The organism is bacterium, from assembly GCA_016789445.1.
In the GTDB taxonomy this organism is placed as follows: Bacteria; Patescibacteriota; Minisyncoccia; order Phycocordibacterales; family UBA2100; genus UBA10103.
Genome location: JAEUQT010000003.1, coordinates 111,983 through 126,810, shown reverse-complemented (window position 1 = coordinate 126,810; position 14,828 = coordinate 111,983). Strand labels below are relative to the sequence as shown.

Genomic DNA, 14,828 nt, shown 5'->3' with positions numbered 1-14,828 from the left:
TGCCAGCATGAACTTATGAAATTCTATGCCGAAATCATTCACCCGACTGAAGGAACGGTGCTATGGCACTATTTTCTCGAAGCTCCCGACAAAAAGACGGCATCTGATGCTGTAGGTAAGAGAGTAATCGAGGAGCACATGAATGGTTTTCTTCTCGATACCGGAGGCCTCTTTCTCCTAACTGTAGAAGAGGATAAAGATCCAACGTCCGTTTTTAAGAATCCACGTACGAGACCAATTTTTGGGGATCATTTATTCGGCGAAGATGGAGGGGAGCAAAAATAAGACTTTAAATTATAAAAGGTACATACTATAGCCATGTTCGATAATCCCGAGATCAAGAAGCTCCGTCAGGATGTTGACGCGCTCTCCGAGCTCATGGAAAAGCTGATTGACGCGCAAGAATCGCAACATGCGGATGTGATGGAAAAGCTCGAATTGATTGAAGCTAAGATCGAACAGGAGGAGGGTGAGCTAAGCAGCCAGATGGAGGATATACGTTCGGAATTGGAAGACGTTAAGGAGGCCGCGACCAGCATCGATGAGCAGCTTGGTGAGAAAGGTGATTAAATGAGCCTCCATATGCCCACAGCACTCAGATACCTCCTCGCATTCGTGGTTGCTGCAGTTGTCGTGATTGCGGGATATAACGCGTTCTGGCCTGTGGTGGATGTGGCGGTTGAGCCGGTGATTCAGGGAGAGGAAGTGCCGCACGGGGAGCCGACATTCAGTTGGAGCTACTCGACCGACGAGAGCGGGGAGATCCCGCGCACGAAGATCACGCTGCGCGCCATGTATTTCGACGGCACTTCGCGCACGAAGGAGATCGACACCGTCGATGGCACCTGCAATACGTATCCATCACCGGACGACGACGTGTATCCGAAATCCGATCAGATCATCTGCTACTACGCAGGTCTCGGGCACTATTTTAAGATCGTCGCGCAGGATGGGAAGTATCTCGTCCAAAAGCGCACCTTCGAAGAAACCTCTCCCGATTACACGCCGCCCGTCACCAATTTTGAAACGATAGTGGTATTCTAGTCGTATGTAATATGTGAGTGTATTGACAATGTGTATACAATGTATATACTTTCTACATATGACTACGCTTAACATTCGGATCGAAGAGAAAACCAAGAAAGCGGCAAGCAAGGTATTGCGTGATGTCGGTCTCGATTTGTCATCGGGTGTGAAAATATTTCTCCATCAGGTCGCTCTTGAAAAAGGATTGCCATTCACTCCTACGAAAAACATGGCTTCGATAGCAGCGAAATGGGACAAGGAAGTTGCTGATGCTCTGAAGAAGGGGAAAGTGTATAGCGCGCGCGATGCGTTGAAGGGGCTATAATGCTCGCATGTACGGCGTCGTCAGAACGCAACAGTTCGAACGATCGTTCCGGAAACTGAAGAAATCCGGGACATTGAAACCTGCCCTGATGAAAAAGCTCGAAGATGTGATTCTGTCTCTCGCTGCGCGCAAGTCGCTGCCGGCATCGTATCGAGACCATCAGCTGACTGGGGATGTAAAGCGATATCGCGAATGTCATATCAAAGGTGATCTCTTGTTGGTGTACGAAGTGAGAAACGAAGTCTTGATATTGGTGCTCATAGACATTGGCAGCCATTCAGAACTTTTCGGATAATCTTAAGAATATGAGCACCCACCCCATCGTCGGACACATCCATCTCACGGTCGCCGACCTCGAACGCTCGGTAGCGTTCTATCGCGACCTCTTGGGGTTCGCGGTTACGGCGAAGTATGGCACGAGCGCCGTCTTCCTCTCCGCCGGCGGCTACCACCATCACATCGGACTGAACACGTGGAACGGAGAAGGCGTGAAGCCGGCGCCGCCGGGATACGCGGGCATGTATCACGTCGCGTTCCTGTATCCCGACCGGAAATCCCTCGCGAACACGCTGAAGCGCATCGCCAATGCGGGCTATCCGATCGAAGGCGCAGCCGACCACGGCGTCTCCGAAGCCATCTATCTGCGTGATCCGGACAATAACGGCGTGGAGATATATGCCGACCGCCCGAAAGGTGAGTGGAAGGTATCCAACGACGGTATGGTGGAGATGACCTCGCTCCCCTTGGATCTGGATGCACTTTTGGCCGAAGCCGACGCAGAGTTTTAAAGAAAACAGGCTGCCTATTCGGCAGCCTGTCGAGTGATCGGTCTTCCTTTTCGGAGGACCTTTTTATGAGAGATAGCGTAGCGCTTGAAGTCCTGAATGCCGTTCAATGCCTTAAGTGAGATCTGGTATTGCACGAATCCGTGGAGCTTGTCGCGATTCTCTTCAGTGATGCTAGCAAGCGTCGACAATTCTTTCCAGATTGCTTTGATGCATTCTTTCTTGAATGTGCCTTGAGAACGCGTGATTTCACCGGCAGCGTGCGAATAGACAGTCTTGGCCTCGACTACGACATCGATCGTTGCCGAATAATAAGGCAGACCTTCCGCCGTTTGCTGTCTTTCACCGATACGGCGGAACGTGAATGCTTGATAGAGTTTCTTGGCCTTGTAACGGTCGCGTTCGGTCGGCACAAGTATCCCTTCAGGTAGATCGAAATCTTCGTCCCAAACAGACACGATATTTCCCCAATCATGACTCACAACCGCGATCTTGCAGCAGAGGTCGAAAGGGGAGAAAAAGAGCAGGTATTCGAAGATTTCACCTTTGCCCAAACTGATTGCGGCACTGTCATTGATTAGCTGCAATACATTCTCAGGCTTCAATTCCGTACGAAGCAGGATGCGCTCACGCGCGTGTTTCGTAAGATGACGCATAGGAACCTCCTTTCATCTGTAATCATTATACAATGAAAGATTGTTTTAGCAACATGCTTACATGAGTGATACGCTGTGCCGATGTCCAATTTCTTAGGCGATGTGCACATGCCACAACGCGCGACGTCTATCCTCTCGGCCAACGAGCTGATGGAGCGCGAGGGCATCATGCTGCAGAAGAGCATGAACTTCCGCCATCAGGGAGAACTCCTGAGCGTCTTCCTCGTCCTGCAGAAAGACGATGGCGAGTTCCGCGACGAATGGAATCCGAAAAAGCAGATCTATTCCTTCGAGGGACACGATTCGACGACGAAAGAAACGCAAGGGAAATCGAACGACCAGCTCCTCATGTATGGCGGCGACAAGCTGACCGAGAACGGGAAATTCTATAAAGCGGCGAACGCCTTCAAGGACGGCGTACGCAAAGAGCCGCTCCAGATACAGGTGTATGAGAAGCTCGATCCAGGCGTGTGGTTCGACAAAGGCATCTTTGATCTCGTGGATGCGGCGGGTGTGACCGAAAACGGCCGCAAGATTTTCAAATTCTCTCTACTGCCCGCCGACCGAGCGCGCCGCGACAAAGACGCGGCGCTTGAAGAAGAACGCTACCTCGGGGCCGCCGCCAAAGCGGCGGCATGGGAGAAGGCCAAAGGCCGCTGCGCGAAGTGCAAAATCCAAAGCGGCCTCCGATTTGTAAAGGAAGGGAGGACCCTCAAGCTCCTCTGCGCGAAAGATCGAGGCGAATCAACTGGCTGGGGACTTCTTGGATAAGAAAAAAGCCAGCTTCGATTGAAGCTGGCTGAAGAAGTGGGTTAACGATCCTTGCGTTCCTTCCACTGATTCCATGCGCTGATTAGCGCAGGGGTCACAAACATCAGAAGAACGCCAATTGTTCCGACCGTAACCGCAAAGATCTCATGCGATTTCATCATGAACCTCCTTTCAAGGCGACGAATGCAAGAGTTATAAACACTATAGCACCAGCAGACCACCCAACAACGAATATTACCGAGATCCGTTCAAGTCGTCTTTGCAGACGTTCACGCGAACCTGAAAGATTATGGTATTCCGGTGCTGTAAACACCGTAATTCCTCCATCGATTCCGTTCAGTCGTTCGTGCTCTTCAAATTTCCGATTCCAGAAATCGAAGAGACGGCCGTTTCTTCGCACCACGCTATACCACTCCTAATCGAGTGATGCGACGCCTATACAGCCTATAGCAAGTACGATTATCTCTGCAATATCGGGCTTAGCTAAAAGGCGATAGAGAAGAGCGACGAATGCCGAGAGATTGAGTGCAATAACCCACTGTGCTCCTTGCCAGCGCAAATATGCTTCTGCATTGCGAATTGAAGCTAAAGCGATGGCCATTGATCCCGATGCGATAGGAGTCGCTTTCCGTTCGGGATCCACCGATTGCTGTGTCATTTGTTCACTCCGTGCAACCTGTATATTTTATACTTCGATTTATAGCATATGTCAATTCCGGACTGTATCGAAAAAAGCATCTGACAATATATAATTTGGTACATGAATGGAGAAATGAAGCCCAAAGTCCTGATGCTCGACGATGAAGCGTTCCTCCTCGAGATGTACAAACTCGCATTCGAGAAGCGCGGGTATGAAGTGGCCACCTACTACAAAGCTGACAACGCGCTCGACTTGCTGCGCAGCGGCCAGTACGAACCAGATGTGATTCTTTTCGACGTCACCATGCCGGATAGTCGCAGTGGCTACGAATTCGTCGAAGCCGTCACCAAAGAGGGCCTGGCCAAGCGAGCGATCAAAGTCGCGCTCACCAACGAAGGCCGCGAAGGTGCGAAAGAACGTCTCGCCGAGTTGGGTATGGATGCGTATCTGCAGAAAGCGCAGTACATCCCCTCGGAGATCGTCGCGGCGGTCGACGAACTCATCGCCAAGCGCGGATAGCTTGCTCCGCCTATGCAGGCGTGGTTGAATCACCTCGGTTCAACCACACGGAGGTACGGACATGATTCGCATGGCAGTAGCGGCGGCGGTCTCGCTCATGATCACGACCGCATGGGCCGACGATTGTACGGATGCGATCGCGCGCGTACATGATGCGCAGGACCAAGAGCGGCACTGGTTTGCCGCGGAAGTGAAGACGGTGCTCGGCGCGGATGCGACGAGCTTCGACTTCAACTACTTCGTCGAATGCACGAAGATGCTGCCGATCGCCCGCAAACGACTGACGCTGGTCGAAGGCATCATCGCGAAGAACGACAGGGCAGCGCGCGTCTGCAAAAGCGACGATGGATCGACCAAGGTCGGCGGCTATCCGGCCACCGAGATGCGCGCCATCCTCAAGGAGTACATCGCGATCTGCGGCGTTGAAGAAGAATGAATACCTGCGGGCATCCTCCGGATGCCCGCTTTTTTCATGTTTTGACGTCCATCTCGAATCGTTGTATTGTCCGATCAGAGGCGAAAGCCAAAAGAAAGGAGGTAGGAAATGACACGACGAATCACGCGTCGGGTCGCGATGAATCGCATTCGGCGACGAATCGAGACAGGGCTCTCCATGCGGTATCTGGATGTGCTCAATAGCGATCCTGCACTGCTGAAGACCGTACAGCGATTCTTTCCGGAAGGATGGAAGAAAGCTGTGCGTATTACGCGTGCCACTGATCTTCCTCGACGAAGAAAAGTCAAAAGGCCAATCGATCGTCGAGCTGAAGTCATCCGACGCATCCAAGATCGACACGCAAGCGGCAAGTCGATCAGTTCGAAAGACCTGCGTCGAGAGGAGCCTGCGCTGTTATCGATGGCGCTTCGTCAGTTCGAAGGCAGTTTGGAAAAGGCAATCGAGGCGAGCGGCTTTTCGTATGCGGAGGTACGAAAAAGACTTCCAAAACCGAAGCCGTACTGGTCGAAAGCCCTTGTCGTCGAGCGTATGCGTGAGCGCGCAGCGTCAGGTCGTGATCTCAACATCGGCGCGGTACGCAAAGATGACGAGGCGCTCTATCTGGCGGGGATGCGGCATTTCAAAGGCAGTTGGAAGGCGGTGATCGAAGCTACTGGATTTACGTATGATCGCGTCAAGAAAGGATGGATCGTGCGGTATTGGTCTAAGAAGCTCGTTATCGTTTCCATTCGTGCGCGTGCGCGTGCGGGCTATTCTCTGAGTCATGGAGACATGGAGATAGAGGATAGTCCCTTGCTGGAGGCCGGGTATCGTTATTTCGGGACCTGGGAGAATGCCGTCGAGAAAGCGGGCATACCCTACGATACCGTCATCAAAGTCTGGCAGACCAAGCGTCGCATCAAGCACCTTCGACCCTTCCTGAGGAGCTCGGATCAGGAGAATTAGACCGCACCTTTCGAGGTGCGGTCTTTTGTTTGACACGCCTATAGTGTAATGGTTGTATGCAAACAGAAGGTCTTTGGTCACCTTCAGCACAGAAAGGAGGAACTAATGGCGGAAATCGTGCCGTTCGTCGGCAGGAACTTACGTGACATCGCGCTCGATCGGATCATCGAAGATCCGTACCTGCCGCGCAAGAAGTACTCGGAAGAGGCGCTTCTCGAGCTGGCAGGATCGATGCGCGACGGCCTCATGCAGGCCGTGATCGTGTCGGAGCGTGGTGACGGGTACTACACCCTCGTTGCAGGTTCTCGACGCCTTCGGGCTGCGAGAGCCGGCGGCTTCACCGTGATCCCGTGCGTGATCGTCGACGTCTCAAGTCCGTGCGATATCGTCGTTCTCGCGCTTGCGGAAAACGTGCAGCGTGAAGAACTCGATCCTCTCGAAGAAGCGAATGCGTACCTCTGGCTCTTCCAGGAGTACGGGTTGCAGCCGTCGGATATCGCGAAGCGGTTAAGTAAAAACGTCTCGCATATTCGGAATCGGCTCAAGCTTCTCGATCTCGCTCCGAGTGTCCAGCATCTTGTCGCGGAAGGTTCTCTTGCGCCAAGTACGGCGGTCGTTCTCGCGAACATCATCGTCGGCGAAGAGCAGGTCGCGGTCGCACAGGAAGTCGTGCGACAAGGGCTTGCTGCCGGTGAGACAACGCAGCTTATCCGTGAACGGCAGGCTCGCTATGTCGGCCAGGCAGGGAAGCCGCGCGAGATGACGGTGCAGAAGTACCGTCTGCGTGTTGCAGGCATCCGCCAAAGCGTCGAGCAGGCGTTCGCTCTCATCGAGAGTGCAGAGATGACGCCTGAAGAACGTGGACGGCTGATGCAGGTGCATCTCGAACTGGAAGAAGCCTCGCGGCGAATCCGCGATCGGATTTCTGCCGGTGGACGTGTCTCGCTCGGTATCAACATCCGCAAGAGCAGCGGCAACGTGCCGACGGCACGAAGCCACGGTACTGAGTGGCCGGCTGGTCACGTGAAGCTCCTCGAGGACAAATCCCTCAGCGATGAGGACATCGCGGAGCAGATCGGGCGGAACGTCTCGGCAGTAGCCGCGATGCGGAAGGAACTCAGGCGCAAAAAGACGCGTCGGAGGTAGGAAACTCACGCGGGCATGCGAAGCATGCCCGCTTTTCTTTTGCGTGAGCGTCATATGCTATAAAAGATGGATATGTTTTCAGCGCTTATCGGCCCGACGGAGATCCAATTCCTCTTCAATCTCGCTGTGGCGGTCACAATGGGATTCATCATTGGCGCTGAACGTGAATCACGCGGTAAAGATGCTGGTATCAGCACGCACACGTTCGTCATCTGCGGGGCGATGCTCTTCACCTTCCTCTCGATGATGGTGGATCCTGCATCGAAATCCCGCATCGCGGCGCAGATCGTCTCGGGCATCGGCTTCCTCGGGGCAGGTCTCATCCTCAAAGACGGTGCCAACGTGAAGAACCTCACCACTGCCGCGAGCATCTGGTTTGCGGGAGCCATTGGCATGTCGCTCGGCTTCGGCTATCACGTGATCGCGATCATCGCAGGCCTCGCCTCCATCGCCATCCCGCGTATCCCGCATTTCCACCCGAAAAAGCGCAAGGAATTCAAACAGGAAGCCGCACAGAACGGGGAAGATCCGGTGCAATTCATCGATGCCGACGACTGATAGTCAAAACAAAGCGAGGTGCTAGGATGAATGCATGAACTCCCGACCGGCGTTCACGATCGAGAAGCCATCGTTCTGGAATCCACGCCGCGAACTTCGTGACGCGTCGCACGGGAAGGCGGGCAATCTCGTGATGGTAAGCGCATGGTCCAACAAGGCGGAAGGCGAGGTGTACGGAAAGAAATACCTTTTCGCGCCGAAAAGCATGTGGGATCTGCGCCGCGCCGTCATGACGGACGCCTCAGGGCAGAGCGTCGGCAGCGCCGAGCCGAAAGATTGGTGGGGCAACACCACGCTTTCCTACGGTGGTGCTGAATACGCATGGAAGCCACAGACATGGTATTCCGGATTCACGCTCTCAAAAGGAGAGAGGAAAATCGCGCACGTCCGCCTCGGCGGCTACTTCAAGCCGGGCACGATCGAGATATTCGAAGGCAGCGAAAAAGAATTACTACCGCTTCTCATCTTTGCGATGTACTACTTGCAGCTCTATATCAATCAGGCAGCGGCATCGGGAAGCGGCGGCGTGTATACATCGTAAGCGTTGACACCGGTCCCGCTTGGCCGTCTAATCAATGCGGCAGAAAGCGAGGTGCTACATGCCGATCTATCTCTGCAGCGGATCGGTATGCCGTATGCGCAGCCGCCGCTCGTTCTATATCTTCACGGTGCCCGCACTGCATACCATCTCACTCGCACGCCTTATCGGCGCCAAGAGTGAATCTGCGGCTAAGGATATTTTCTGGAACCAACATATCCGTCCGCGGATCAGAGGATTCAGATGGCCGGCGCAGCACATGGAGATACGCGAAGTTTCCCCCGAGGAGCTCCAGAAGCTCCTGGTGGATACGCTCGTCGAACACGCGTAACCGACACCCTTCCGCCCGTGCGGAAGGGTGTTCTTCATACGGCTTTGCTACATTGTACGTATCCTTAAAAAATAACCGCTCATCATTTTTTAGCGTATGCAAAAACTGCAACAATCCATTCACATCAACGCACCGCGCGAAAAGGTGTGGGAGGTAATGAGTACCCCGGCGACCTATACCGCATGGACGAAGCCGTTTAACGAGGGTGGCTCACGATATGAGGGAGATTGGAACGCGGTCGGTTCCGTCGTGAAATTCACCGGTCCTGATCCGGAGACCGGCAAGGAAGGCGGCATGCTCTCGCATGTGAAGGAAAGCCGCAAGCCGGAACACATCGCGTTCGAACACTTCGGCATGATCAAAGACGGTGTCGAAGATACGACGAGCGAAGAGGTAAAAAAATGGACTCCCGCAATCGAGGCATACACGCTCACCGAGAAAGACGGGGGTACCGAGTTCGAGGTATCGATGGATATCGCGGAAGAATACGCGGCGATGTTCGCGGAGATGTGGCAGAAGGCACTCGCGGAACTCAAACGCATTTCAGAGCAATAAAAAAGGCGGCGGCCCGGAGGGCCGCCGCTCGGTCTTTCATTCATATCGCCGCAGGAGGTTCGAGATCGAATGCACCTGCATCCGACGGTAGGGGACGCCGTCCCGACACAACTCAACCGTCCATAAGTTGCCGCTCACCCCGAGGATGTGCGACGTGTACTCCGATCCGATCGTGCGGGGCGTATTCCGGTAGTCTTCGAGGCGCTTCCAGAGATTGCGTATACGCGTGAACATGCGTTCCTCCTCCATTTCACGTCTGGCTGTAGATTGGCCTATGTCTCCAGTATCTGCAAGTCAAAAGAAAAGCGGCCTCGCGAAAGCGAGGCCGCAGCGCGTCAGCGACGCGAGAGACGAGAGATTATCTTTTCAGGATTGCCTCGATGGATCCAGCGGTGCTCCCTGCTGTCTTTCATCTCGAGACTGCTGATCGTGCCGTCATCATAGGTCTCGCGACGATAGATGCCGATATAGGTGGCGTGAGGATAGATCTTCACGCCGACTAATGCCGATTCCTGTATCTTTTCCATGGATACCTCCTTCGTCTGCATTCATTTGAACCGAAGCAGCAGAAGAACACAAGCGGATCCGAAAAAAAGCGGCCGCGTCCCAACGGGCGCGGCCGCGATTCAGTGATGCTTCTTGTTGGTCGGTCGGGACGACGGTCGTTGCAGGGGGCCGATCTCTTGCTTCATCTGATCCATGATCGAATCGATCTTCTTGAGGGTCTCCATAGGACTGGGGCTCTCGAGCGCGATGAGTTGCATGTCCGCGAGGATGATGAGGTTGCGAGCGATCTGTCTCACGACTGCTTCTCGTACGGGCTCGGGAAGGGAGTCGATGACGACTCCGCGGCGTTTCTCGTACTGAAGAAGGAGGGAGCCGACATTCTCCGCGCCCGTCTTGATTTCTGCCATTTCACACCTACTGAGTTGTTCACACTGGCATCATTATACCACATGTACTATCCAATAGCAATAATGCTACACTTCCGCTATGGCCCTCATCCAGATGATCATCGACTTCCTGATGCAGCTTCTTACGCTCACCATCAATTTCTTCATCACCATCCTGAATCTCATTCTTTCGTTCGCGAATTCCATCGTCAGCCTCGTGCGGTAGGTAGCCTTGCATCCCACAGCGGCCAGAGCTAGAGTGGGCGTCCCTCCGCGAGTTTGCGTCTAGCCCACGTATGTGGAGGAGCACGGGCCCCTTGGCGTAGCGACACCCCGTACGCGCGCCAAGGGGTATTTCTTTTTACTCCCGCCAAATAGTGCTAGTCTGAAATCCCATGCATACGGTCATCCTTTTCTATAGCTTCGTCGACATCGCGAATCCGGAAGTGGTTCGCGATGCACAGCGATCTCTCTGCGAACAGCTCGGCCTCAAGGGCCGCATCCTCATTGCCACCGAAGGTATCAACGGCACGCTCGAAGGCACCAACGATGCTATCAGCGCCTACAAGAAGGCGATGGGCGAGAGCGAACTTTTCAAAAACATGCCGTTCAAGGAAAGCGCTGGTACAGGCCAGGCATTCCGTTCGCTCGACATCCGCGTCCGCAACGAGATCGTCACCCTCGGTGCCGGAAAATTCGACGTCGCCAAGGAAACCGCCGCGCAGATGTCCGCCGACGAACTGCACCAGCTCTACGAGAGCGGCGAAGATTTCGTCGTCTTGGATCTGCGCAACGACTACGAGATCGAAGCAGGATATTTCGAGAAGACCGAACACCCGAACCTGCGCAACTTCCGCGACCTGCCGGAGAAGATCGACGCGATCAAGCATCTCAAGAAAAAGAAAGTCGTCGCCGTCTGCACCGGTGGCATCCGCTGCGAGAAGGCGACCTGTCTTCTCAAGAAAGAAGGCTTCGAGGACATCCATCAATTGAAAGACGGTATCCACACCTACATGCAGAAGTATCCTGGGGCACGCTTCAAGGGCACGCTTTTCGTTTTCGACAACCGCATGACGACCGACGTCGTCTCCGTCGCCAAGCGCGAAGTCGTCGGGAAGTGCACCTACTGCGGCACAGCGAGCGAGGATTTCTACAGCGACGACAGCCAGAAGCCGTCACTTAAAGTCATCTGCTGCAGAGACTGCATTCCACAGCATAGCGAGTTACGCACCGCGTAGTCTTGCTCGCCTGCAGGCAGGCGTATACTTGATAGATGGAAAAGATAAAGATCGAGAATCACACGTTCTCGGGCGGCGTCTGGTTCGCGGGTTGGCTGTTTACCATCGGCTACCTCCAGCTTTCGTTCTGGAAGGGAGTCTTGGCGCTTATCGTGTGGCCCTATTATCTGGGCGTACACGTGAGTCCGCTTTTGGGCTAGTCCGTTCACGTTTGATATACTCCCGCAATGCAGAATGCGATCGTAGCGGGCGTCTTCGTCGTCGCTCTCGCGGCAGGCGGCGTCTGGCTCTTTTCGGGCTCGGATGCCACGGCCACGGGCGGGAACGTCGATTCGATGACTGCGAGTTTTATGGATCAGTTCGCAGCCGCACGCGGCGCGCAGACGGGCGCAGCGGCTGGAACGCAGCCGGTTACCAGCACATCTACTACTAGTACTAATATCCAGAAAGCTATGCAGGCAACGCTTCACACGAATCAGGGCGACATTACCATCGAATTCCTCGGTACCGACGCACCGAACACGGTCGCGAACTTCACCAAGCTCGCGCAGGAAGGTTTTTATAACGGCACTAAGTTCCACCGCGTCATCAAAGGGTTCATGATCCAGGGCGGCGATCCGCTTTCAAAGGATGAGGCGATGCAGGCACGCTGGGGAACCGGCGGCCCAGGCTACCAGTTCGCGGATGAGATCCATGCCAACAACAAGAACGAAATCGGCACCATCTCGATGGCGAACGCGGGCCCGAACACCAACGGCAGCCAGTTCTTCATCAACGTGGCCGCCAACAACTTCCTCGACGGCAAACACACCGTCTTCGGCAAAGTGACGGCCGGCATGGACGTCGTCGCGAAGATCGAAGCAGCGCAGACGGGTGCCAACGACCGCCCGGTCCAGCCGATGATCATCGAAAGCATCTCGGTGAAGTAGCGAAGCAGGCCGGTATGGCTACCAAACAATCCACCGTAGATTATATTCTCGACCAAGTCGGCGAGAATGTAACCGCGCGTAAGATGTTCGGTGAATATGCACTCTATGCAAAAGGCAAAGTCATCGCCCTTGTGTGTGATGACACGCTGTTCGTGAAGATCACCGTCGAAGGGAAGAAATTCGTCGGCACCTACTATGAAGAAGACGCCGCGTATCCCGGCGCGAAACCCTCGATGCGCATCGATGAAGACCTTCTTGATGACCGCGAGTGGCTTTCCGATCTCATCCGCATCACTGCCGAACACGTCCCCACACCGAAGAAGAAAGCGAAAAAGAAAACCCGCAGCCGATAGTCTGGCCGCGGGTCATTTTCTAGGTGAACAACTTCTGTCTCGCCAGTTCGGGTGCGATCCCGAGATATGTTTCGGGCGTCAGCGCAAGCATTTGCTGCTTCACGAATTGCGGTACATCCAGTGAATGCACGAAAGCATGCAGATCCTCGAGTGTGATCTTCTTTCCGCGGGCGAGTCCTTTGAGGGCATCGTACGCATTCGGATAGTTCACGCTCCGTAGGATCGTCTGGTAGGCCTCGGTCAGCACCTCCGGATGTTCCGCAAGCGCCGCACCAATCTTCGCCTCGTTGGGAGATAGTTTACGTAACCCCCGCAGGATAGCTTCGTATCCCAGGAGGCAGTAGCCCAACGCCATACCGAAGTTCCGCTCCACCGTCGAGTCCGAGAGATCGCGCTGGAGGCGCGATATCGGAAGCTTGCGCGCCATGTGTCCCAAGAGCGCGTTCGCGATACCGAGGTTACCCTCGGCATTCTCGAAGTCGATGGGGTTCACCTTGTGTGGCATCGCCGATGATCCCACTTCGCCCTCGACTGCTTTCTGCACGAGCCAGTCATCGCTTACATACCGCCAGATGTCCTGGTTGAAACCGATGAGGACCGTGTTGAGTTGCGTCAGGAGATCGAACAACTCCGCATAGCTGTCATGCGGTTCGATCTGCGTCGTGTGAGTATTGAAGTCGATGCGCTCATTTTTCTCGACGATCATCGTGCAGAAGCCTTCCGCGAGCGTCTGCCACGCGATATGTGGAAGTGCAGCGTTCGCCGCATTGTAATTGCCGCTGGCGCCGTTCCATTTGACGCTGATACGCACGTCCATGAGGCGGGTGATAAGGAGGTCGATACGTCGTTCGAAGACGCTCATCTCCTTGCCGAAAGTAGTCGGCGTCGCCGGTTGCCCATGCGTCCGGGCGAGCATTGCCAGCCCTGCATGGTCCGAACTCATGATCGTGATTTCCTCGCTGATAGCCGTTGTGCTATCCACAAGGATACTGACGCCGCGGTGCAGCATAAGCATGTACGCGACGTTGTTCACGTCTTCCGACGTACAGCTGAAGTGCACCCATTCGCAGAGCATACCGAGCCCTGCATCTTCCAAGAGGATTCGAAGGTAGAACTCGCATGCTTTCACGTCGTGGTTCGTGCGCTTGTAGGCGCCGTAGCCTTCGGTCTCGATCTTCTTCACGATCACGCAGTCCGCGGCCTCGAACGAGTTGCCGAGGTCTGTCAGTTTCTCGTGCTGTTCGGCGGTAAGTTCCGGCGTTGGAACGCCTCTCTGTCCGACGAGCGTTACGAGCCAGCGATGCATCACCCGTAGGCGATACAAGATGAGCGCCTGCTCACTGAAGTATTTCGCGAGCTTCGCGCCAGTCTTCTGATAGCGCCCGTCCAACGGACAGAGCGCCGTGAGTGCGTCTGACATGTTTTCCTCCTGTGTACAGACTGCAGGAAACCTAGCAAGAAAGCCCCTGAGGGGCAATCAGCTACAATAGAGAGGTGGAAATCACGCTGAAGCGATCAAACAGGGCCCGCACCATGCGCCTCCAGGTCCAACCAGGCGGCGTTGTCATCCTGACAGCGCCGCTGTGGATGTCGCAGAGTTCCATCAACCGCTTTCTCAGCGGCCATCGATCATGGATCGAGCGTAGCGTTGCGCGGATGCGTGATTTCAAATCTCTTCCCGTGAGCGGCCGCAGGGCATATCTCAAACACAAAGAAGAAGCGCGCGCCTTCATCCATGAGCGTCTCGAATATTGGAACCAGTTCTACGATCACCCGTATCAGCGGGTCTCGATAAAGAACACGAAGCGCTTGTGGGGCAGCTGCTCAAGAAAGGGGAATCTCAATTTCTCGTACACGCTTCTCTTTCTGCCTCGCGAACTGGCCGATTACGTCGTCGTCCACGAGCTCTGTCATCTCAAGGAACACAACCACGGACCGCAATTCTGGGCGCTCGTCGAGAGAGCTCTTCCTAACTACAAAAAACAGCGGCTTGAGTTACGGAAGTATCTACCTAGGTAAATCGCGAAGGAGGAGGTAGCTCCGCATGCATGTGCCGTCTCTCGCAGGCCGACGGGCCGAGAGTGAGCGCTGTGCCAGCAGGCACGGACAGCGACGGCACAGGCATGTGGGGATACCGACTGGTCCTGGAGCAACATCACGGTA

The 14,828-nt window shown here is 54.7% G+C and carries 26 protein-coding genes; 20 read left to right on the top strand and 6 right to left on the bottom strand.

Annotated features, from left to right (window positions below):
* Positions 1 to 15: 15 nt before the first annotated feature.
* The 6 genes from JNK62_04405 to JNK62_04380 are packed head-to-tail and all read left to right on the top strand — an operon-like array spanning position 16 to position 2,139.
* Positions 16 to 285, top strand: coding sequence for a hypothetical protein (locus tag JNK62_04405; protein ID MBL8158747.1), 270 nt, complete (start codon positions 16 to 18; stop codon positions 283 to 285).
* Positions 286 to 318: 33 nt separating this feature from the next.
* Positions 319 to 570, top strand: coding sequence for a hypothetical protein (locus JNK62_04400; protein MBL8158746.1), 252 nt, complete (start codon positions 319 to 321; stop codon positions 568 to 570).
* 12 nt (positions 571 to 582) lie between these two features.
* The gene (locus tag JNK62_04395) at positions 583 to 1,044 is read left to right on the top strand and encodes a hypothetical protein (protein MBL8158745.1); all 462 of its coding nucleotides are present in this window, start codon (positions 583 to 585) and stop codon (positions 1,042 to 1,044) included.
* A gap of 58 nt (positions 1,045 to 1,102) precedes the next feature.
* Entirely contained in the window at positions 1,103 to 1,351 is a 249-nt protein-coding gene (locus JNK62_04390; protein ID MBL8158744.1) for a type II toxin-antitoxin system RelB/DinJ family antitoxin, read from the top strand.
* A 7-nt stretch (positions 1,352 to 1,358) separates the two neighbouring features.
* The gene (locus JNK62_04385) at positions 1,359 to 1,646 is read left to right on the top strand and encodes a type II toxin-antitoxin system YafQ family toxin (GenBank protein MBL8158743.1); all 288 of its coding nucleotides are present in this window, start codon (positions 1,359 to 1,361) and stop codon (positions 1,644 to 1,646) included.
* Positions 1,647 to 1,656: 10 nt separating this feature from the next.
* On the top strand, positions 1,657 to 2,139 hold the full coding sequence (locus tag JNK62_04380) for a VOC family protein (GenBank protein ID MBL8158742.1): 483 nt from the start codon (positions 1,657 to 1,659) through the stop codon (positions 2,137 to 2,139).
* A 14-nt stretch (positions 2,140 to 2,153) separates the two neighbouring features.
* Here JNK62_04380 and JNK62_04375 read toward each other — a convergent pair whose 3' ends face one another.
* Complete coding sequence (locus JNK62_04375; GenBank protein ID MBL8158741.1) at positions 2,154 to 2,792, bottom strand: hypothetical protein; 639 nt, start codon at positions 2,790 to 2,792, stop codon at positions 2,154 to 2,156.
* A gap of 81 nt (positions 2,793 to 2,873) precedes the next feature.
* On the opposite strand from JNK62_04375, the gene JNK62_04370 reads away from it, so the two are divergent.
* A complete protein-coding gene (locus JNK62_04370) occupies positions 2,874 to 3,563 on the top strand; it encodes a hypothetical protein (protein MBL8158740.1) in 690 nt (229 codons plus the stop codon).
* A gap of 415 nt (positions 3,564 to 3,978) precedes the next feature.
* On the opposite strand, the gene JNK62_04365 is transcribed toward JNK62_04370, so the two are convergent.
* Positions 3,979 to 4,221, bottom strand: coding sequence for a hypothetical protein (locus JNK62_04365; GenBank protein MBL8158739.1), 243 nt, complete (start codon positions 4,219 to 4,221; stop codon positions 3,979 to 3,981).
* A gap of 102 nt (positions 4,222 to 4,323) precedes the next feature.
* Between JNK62_04365 and JNK62_04360 the strand changes: the two genes are divergently transcribed.
* The 8 genes from JNK62_04360 to JNK62_04325 all read left to right on the top strand — a co-directional run bounded on the left by JNK62_04360 (position 4,324) and on the right by JNK62_04325 (position 9,252).
* Entirely contained in the window at positions 4,324 to 4,722 is a 399-nt protein-coding gene (locus JNK62_04360; GenBank protein ID MBL8158738.1) for a response regulator, read from the top strand.
* Positions 4,723 to 4,783: 61 nt separating this feature from the next.
* On the top strand, positions 4,784 to 5,158 hold the full coding sequence (locus tag JNK62_04355; GenBank protein MBL8158737.1) for a hypothetical protein: 375 nt from the start codon (positions 4,784 to 4,786) through the stop codon (positions 5,156 to 5,158).
* A gap of 108 nt (positions 5,159 to 5,266) precedes the next feature.
* Positions 5,267 to 6,124: a hypothetical protein gene (locus tag JNK62_04350; protein MBL8158736.1), complete on the top strand. Its 858-nt coding sequence runs from the start codon at positions 5,267 to 5,269 to the stop codon at positions 6,122 to 6,124.
* 105 nt (positions 6,125 to 6,229) lie between these two features.
* A complete protein-coding gene (locus JNK62_04345; GenBank protein ID MBL8158735.1) occupies positions 6,230 to 7,270 on the top strand; it encodes a ParB/RepB/Spo0J family partition protein in 1,041 nt (346 codons plus the stop codon).
* 66 nt (positions 7,271 to 7,336) lie between these two features.
* Complete coding sequence (locus JNK62_04340) at positions 7,337 to 7,828, top strand: MgtC/SapB family protein (GenBank protein ID MBL8158734.1); 492 nt, start codon at positions 7,337 to 7,339, stop codon at positions 7,826 to 7,828.
* Positions 7,829 to 7,862: 34 nt separating this feature from the next.
* Positions 7,863 to 8,369 carry a hypothetical protein gene (locus JNK62_04335; GenBank protein MBL8158733.1) on the top strand — a complete coding sequence of 169 codons (507 nt, stop codon included), beginning with the start codon at positions 7,863 to 7,865 and terminating at the stop codon, positions 8,367 to 8,369.
* A 58-nt stretch (positions 8,370 to 8,427) separates the two neighbouring features.
* Positions 8,428 to 8,697 carry a hypothetical protein gene (locus JNK62_04330; protein MBL8158732.1) on the top strand — a complete coding sequence of 90 codons (270 nt, stop codon included), beginning with the start codon at positions 8,428 to 8,430 and terminating at the stop codon, positions 8,695 to 8,697.
* A gap of 96 nt (positions 8,698 to 8,793) precedes the next feature.
* Positions 8,794 to 9,252 (top strand): SRPBCC domain-containing protein, encoded by a 459-nt coding sequence (locus JNK62_04325; GenBank protein ID MBL8158731.1) that lies wholly within the window; start codon positions 8,794 to 8,796, stop codon positions 9,250 to 9,252.
* Positions 9,253 to 9,288: 36 nt separating this feature from the next.
* On the opposite strand, the gene JNK62_04320 is transcribed toward JNK62_04325, so the two are convergent.
* From JNK62_04320 to JNK62_04310, 3 genes are all read right to left on the bottom strand, one after another.
* Positions 9,289 to 9,486, bottom strand: a complete 198-nt coding sequence (locus tag JNK62_04320; protein MBL8158730.1) for a hypothetical protein — start codon at positions 9,484 to 9,486, stop codon at positions 9,289 to 9,291.
* A gap of 101 nt (positions 9,487 to 9,587) precedes the next feature.
* Positions 9,588 to 9,779, bottom strand: coding sequence for a hypothetical protein (locus JNK62_04315; protein MBL8158729.1), 192 nt, complete (start codon positions 9,777 to 9,779; stop codon positions 9,588 to 9,590).
* A gap of 99 nt (positions 9,780 to 9,878) precedes the next feature.
* Complete coding sequence (locus JNK62_04310) at positions 9,879 to 10,166, bottom strand: hypothetical protein (GenBank protein ID MBL8158728.1); 288 nt, start codon at positions 10,164 to 10,166, stop codon at positions 9,879 to 9,881.
* A gap of 374 nt (positions 10,167 to 10,540) precedes the next feature.
* On the opposite strand from JNK62_04310, the gene JNK62_04305 reads away from it, so the two are divergent.
* From JNK62_04305 to JNK62_04290, 4 genes are all read left to right on the top strand, one after another.
* Positions 10,541 to 11,383 (top strand): hypothetical protein, encoded by an 843-nt coding sequence (locus JNK62_04305; protein ID MBL8158727.1) that lies wholly within the window; start codon positions 10,541 to 10,543, stop codon positions 11,381 to 11,383.
* Positions 11,384 to 11,418: 35 nt separating this feature from the next.
* Positions 11,419 to 11,583, top strand: a complete 165-nt coding sequence (locus tag JNK62_04300; protein MBL8158726.1) for a hypothetical protein — start codon at positions 11,419 to 11,421, stop codon at positions 11,581 to 11,583.
* Between the two features lie 150 nt (positions 11,584 to 11,733).
* Positions 11,734 to 12,312: a peptidylprolyl isomerase gene (locus JNK62_04295; GenBank protein ID MBL8158725.1), complete on the top strand. Its 579-nt coding sequence runs from the start codon at positions 11,734 to 11,736 to the stop codon at positions 12,310 to 12,312.
* Between the two features lie 14 nt (positions 12,313 to 12,326).
* Entirely contained in the window at positions 12,327 to 12,665 is a 339-nt protein-coding gene (locus JNK62_04290; GenBank protein ID MBL8158724.1) for a TfoX/Sxy family protein, read from the top strand.
* Between the two features lie 19 nt (positions 12,666 to 12,684).
* Here the strand turns inward: JNK62_04290 and purB are convergent, their stop codons facing one another.
* On the bottom strand, positions 12,685 to 14,085 hold the full coding sequence (gene purB, locus JNK62_04285; protein MBL8158723.1) for an adenylosuccinate lyase: 1,401 nt from the start codon (positions 14,083 to 14,085) through the stop codon (positions 12,685 to 12,687).
* Positions 14,086 to 14,159: 74 nt separating this feature from the next.
* Here purB and JNK62_04280 point away from each other — a divergent pair, with 74 nt between their 5' ends.
* Entirely contained in the window at positions 14,160 to 14,684 is a 525-nt protein-coding gene (locus JNK62_04280; protein ID MBL8158722.1) for a M48 family metallopeptidase, read from the top strand.
* Positions 14,685 to 14,828 lie beyond the last annotated feature (144 nt).

What these genes read in the sequence shown, in the direction of transcription:
- JNK62_04350 (MBL8158736.1), top strand. Translation starts at nt 5,267, where the DNA reads ATGACACGACGAATCACGCGTCGGGTCGCGATGAATCGCATTCGGCGA.
- JNK62_04325 (MBL8158731.1), top strand. Translation starts at nt 8,794, where the DNA reads ATGCAAAAACTGCAACAATCCATTCACATCAACGCACCGCGCGAAAAG.
- JNK62_04390 (MBL8158744.1), top strand. Translation starts at nt 1,103, where the DNA reads ATGACTACGCTTAACATTCGGATCGAAGAGAAAACCAAGAAAGCGGCA.
- JNK62_04320 (MBL8158730.1), bottom strand. Translation starts at nt 9,486, where the DNA reads ATGTTCACGCGTATACGCAATCTCTGGAAGCGCCTCGAAGACTACCGG.
- JNK62_04315 (MBL8158729.1), bottom strand. Translation starts at nt 9,779, where the DNA reads ATGGAAAAGATACAGGAATCGGCATTAGTCGGCGTGAAGATCTATCCT.
- JNK62_04345 (MBL8158735.1), top strand. Translation starts at nt 6,230, where the DNA reads ATGGCGGAAATCGTGCCGTTCGTCGGCAGGAACTTACGTGACATCGCG.
- JNK62_04395 (MBL8158745.1), top strand. Translation starts at nt 583, where the DNA reads ATGCCCACAGCACTCAGATACCTCCTCGCATTCGTGGTTGCTGCAGTT.
- purB (MBL8158723.1), bottom strand. Translation starts at nt 14,085, where the DNA reads ATGTCAGACGCACTCACGGCGCTCTGTCCGTTGGACGGGCGCTATCAG.
- JNK62_04305 (MBL8158727.1), top strand. Translation starts at nt 10,541, where the DNA reads ATGCATACGGTCATCCTTTTCTATAGCTTCGTCGACATCGCGAATCCG.
- JNK62_04300 (MBL8158726.1), top strand. Translation starts at nt 11,419, where the DNA reads ATGGAAAAGATAAAGATCGAGAATCACACGTTCTCGGGCGGCGTCTGG.
- JNK62_04295 (MBL8158725.1), top strand. Translation starts at nt 11,734, where the DNA reads ATGGATCAGTTCGCAGCCGCACGCGGCGCGCAGACGGGCGCAGCGGCT.
- JNK62_04400 (MBL8158746.1), top strand. Translation starts at nt 319, where the DNA reads ATGTTCGATAATCCCGAGATCAAGAAGCTCCGTCAGGATGTTGACGCG.
- JNK62_04340 (MBL8158734.1), top strand. Translation starts at nt 7,337, where the DNA reads ATGGATATGTTTTCAGCGCTTATCGGCCCGACGGAGATCCAATTCCTC.
- JNK62_04310 (MBL8158728.1), bottom strand. Translation starts at nt 10,166, where the DNA reads ATGGCAGAAATCAAGACGGGCGCGGAGAATGTCGGCTCCCTCCTTCTT.
- JNK62_04370 (MBL8158740.1), top strand. Translation starts at nt 2,874, where the DNA reads ATGTCCAATTTCTTAGGCGATGTGCACATGCCACAACGCGCGACGTCT.
- JNK62_04290 (MBL8158724.1), top strand. Translation starts at nt 12,327, where the DNA reads ATGGCTACCAAACAATCCACCGTAGATTATATTCTCGACCAAGTCGGC.
- JNK62_04375 (MBL8158741.1), bottom strand. Translation starts at nt 2,792, where the DNA reads ATGCGTCATCTTACGAAACACGCGCGTGAGCGCATCCTGCTTCGTACG.
- JNK62_04360 (MBL8158738.1), top strand. Translation starts at nt 4,324, where the DNA reads ATGAATGGAGAAATGAAGCCCAAAGTCCTGATGCTCGACGATGAAGCG.
- JNK62_04385 (MBL8158743.1), top strand. Translation starts at nt 1,359, where the DNA reads ATGTACGGCGTCGTCAGAACGCAACAGTTCGAACGATCGTTCCGGAAA.
- JNK62_04355 (MBL8158737.1), top strand. Translation starts at nt 4,784, where the DNA reads ATGATTCGCATGGCAGTAGCGGCGGCGGTCTCGCTCATGATCACGACC.
- JNK62_04335 (MBL8158733.1), top strand. Translation starts at nt 7,863, where the DNA reads ATGAACTCCCGACCGGCGTTCACGATCGAGAAGCCATCGTTCTGGAAT.
- JNK62_04380 (MBL8158742.1), top strand. Translation starts at nt 1,657, where the DNA reads ATGAGCACCCACCCCATCGTCGGACACATCCATCTCACGGTCGCCGAC.
- JNK62_04330 (MBL8158732.1), top strand. Translation starts at nt 8,428, where the DNA reads ATGCCGATCTATCTCTGCAGCGGATCGGTATGCCGTATGCGCAGCCGC.
- JNK62_04405 (MBL8158747.1), top strand. Translation starts at nt 16, where the DNA reads ATGAAATTCTATGCCGAAATCATTCACCCGACTGAAGGAACGGTGCTA.
- JNK62_04365 (MBL8158739.1), bottom strand. Translation starts at nt 4,221, where the DNA reads ATGACACAGCAATCGGTGGATCCCGAACGGAAAGCGACTCCTATCGCA.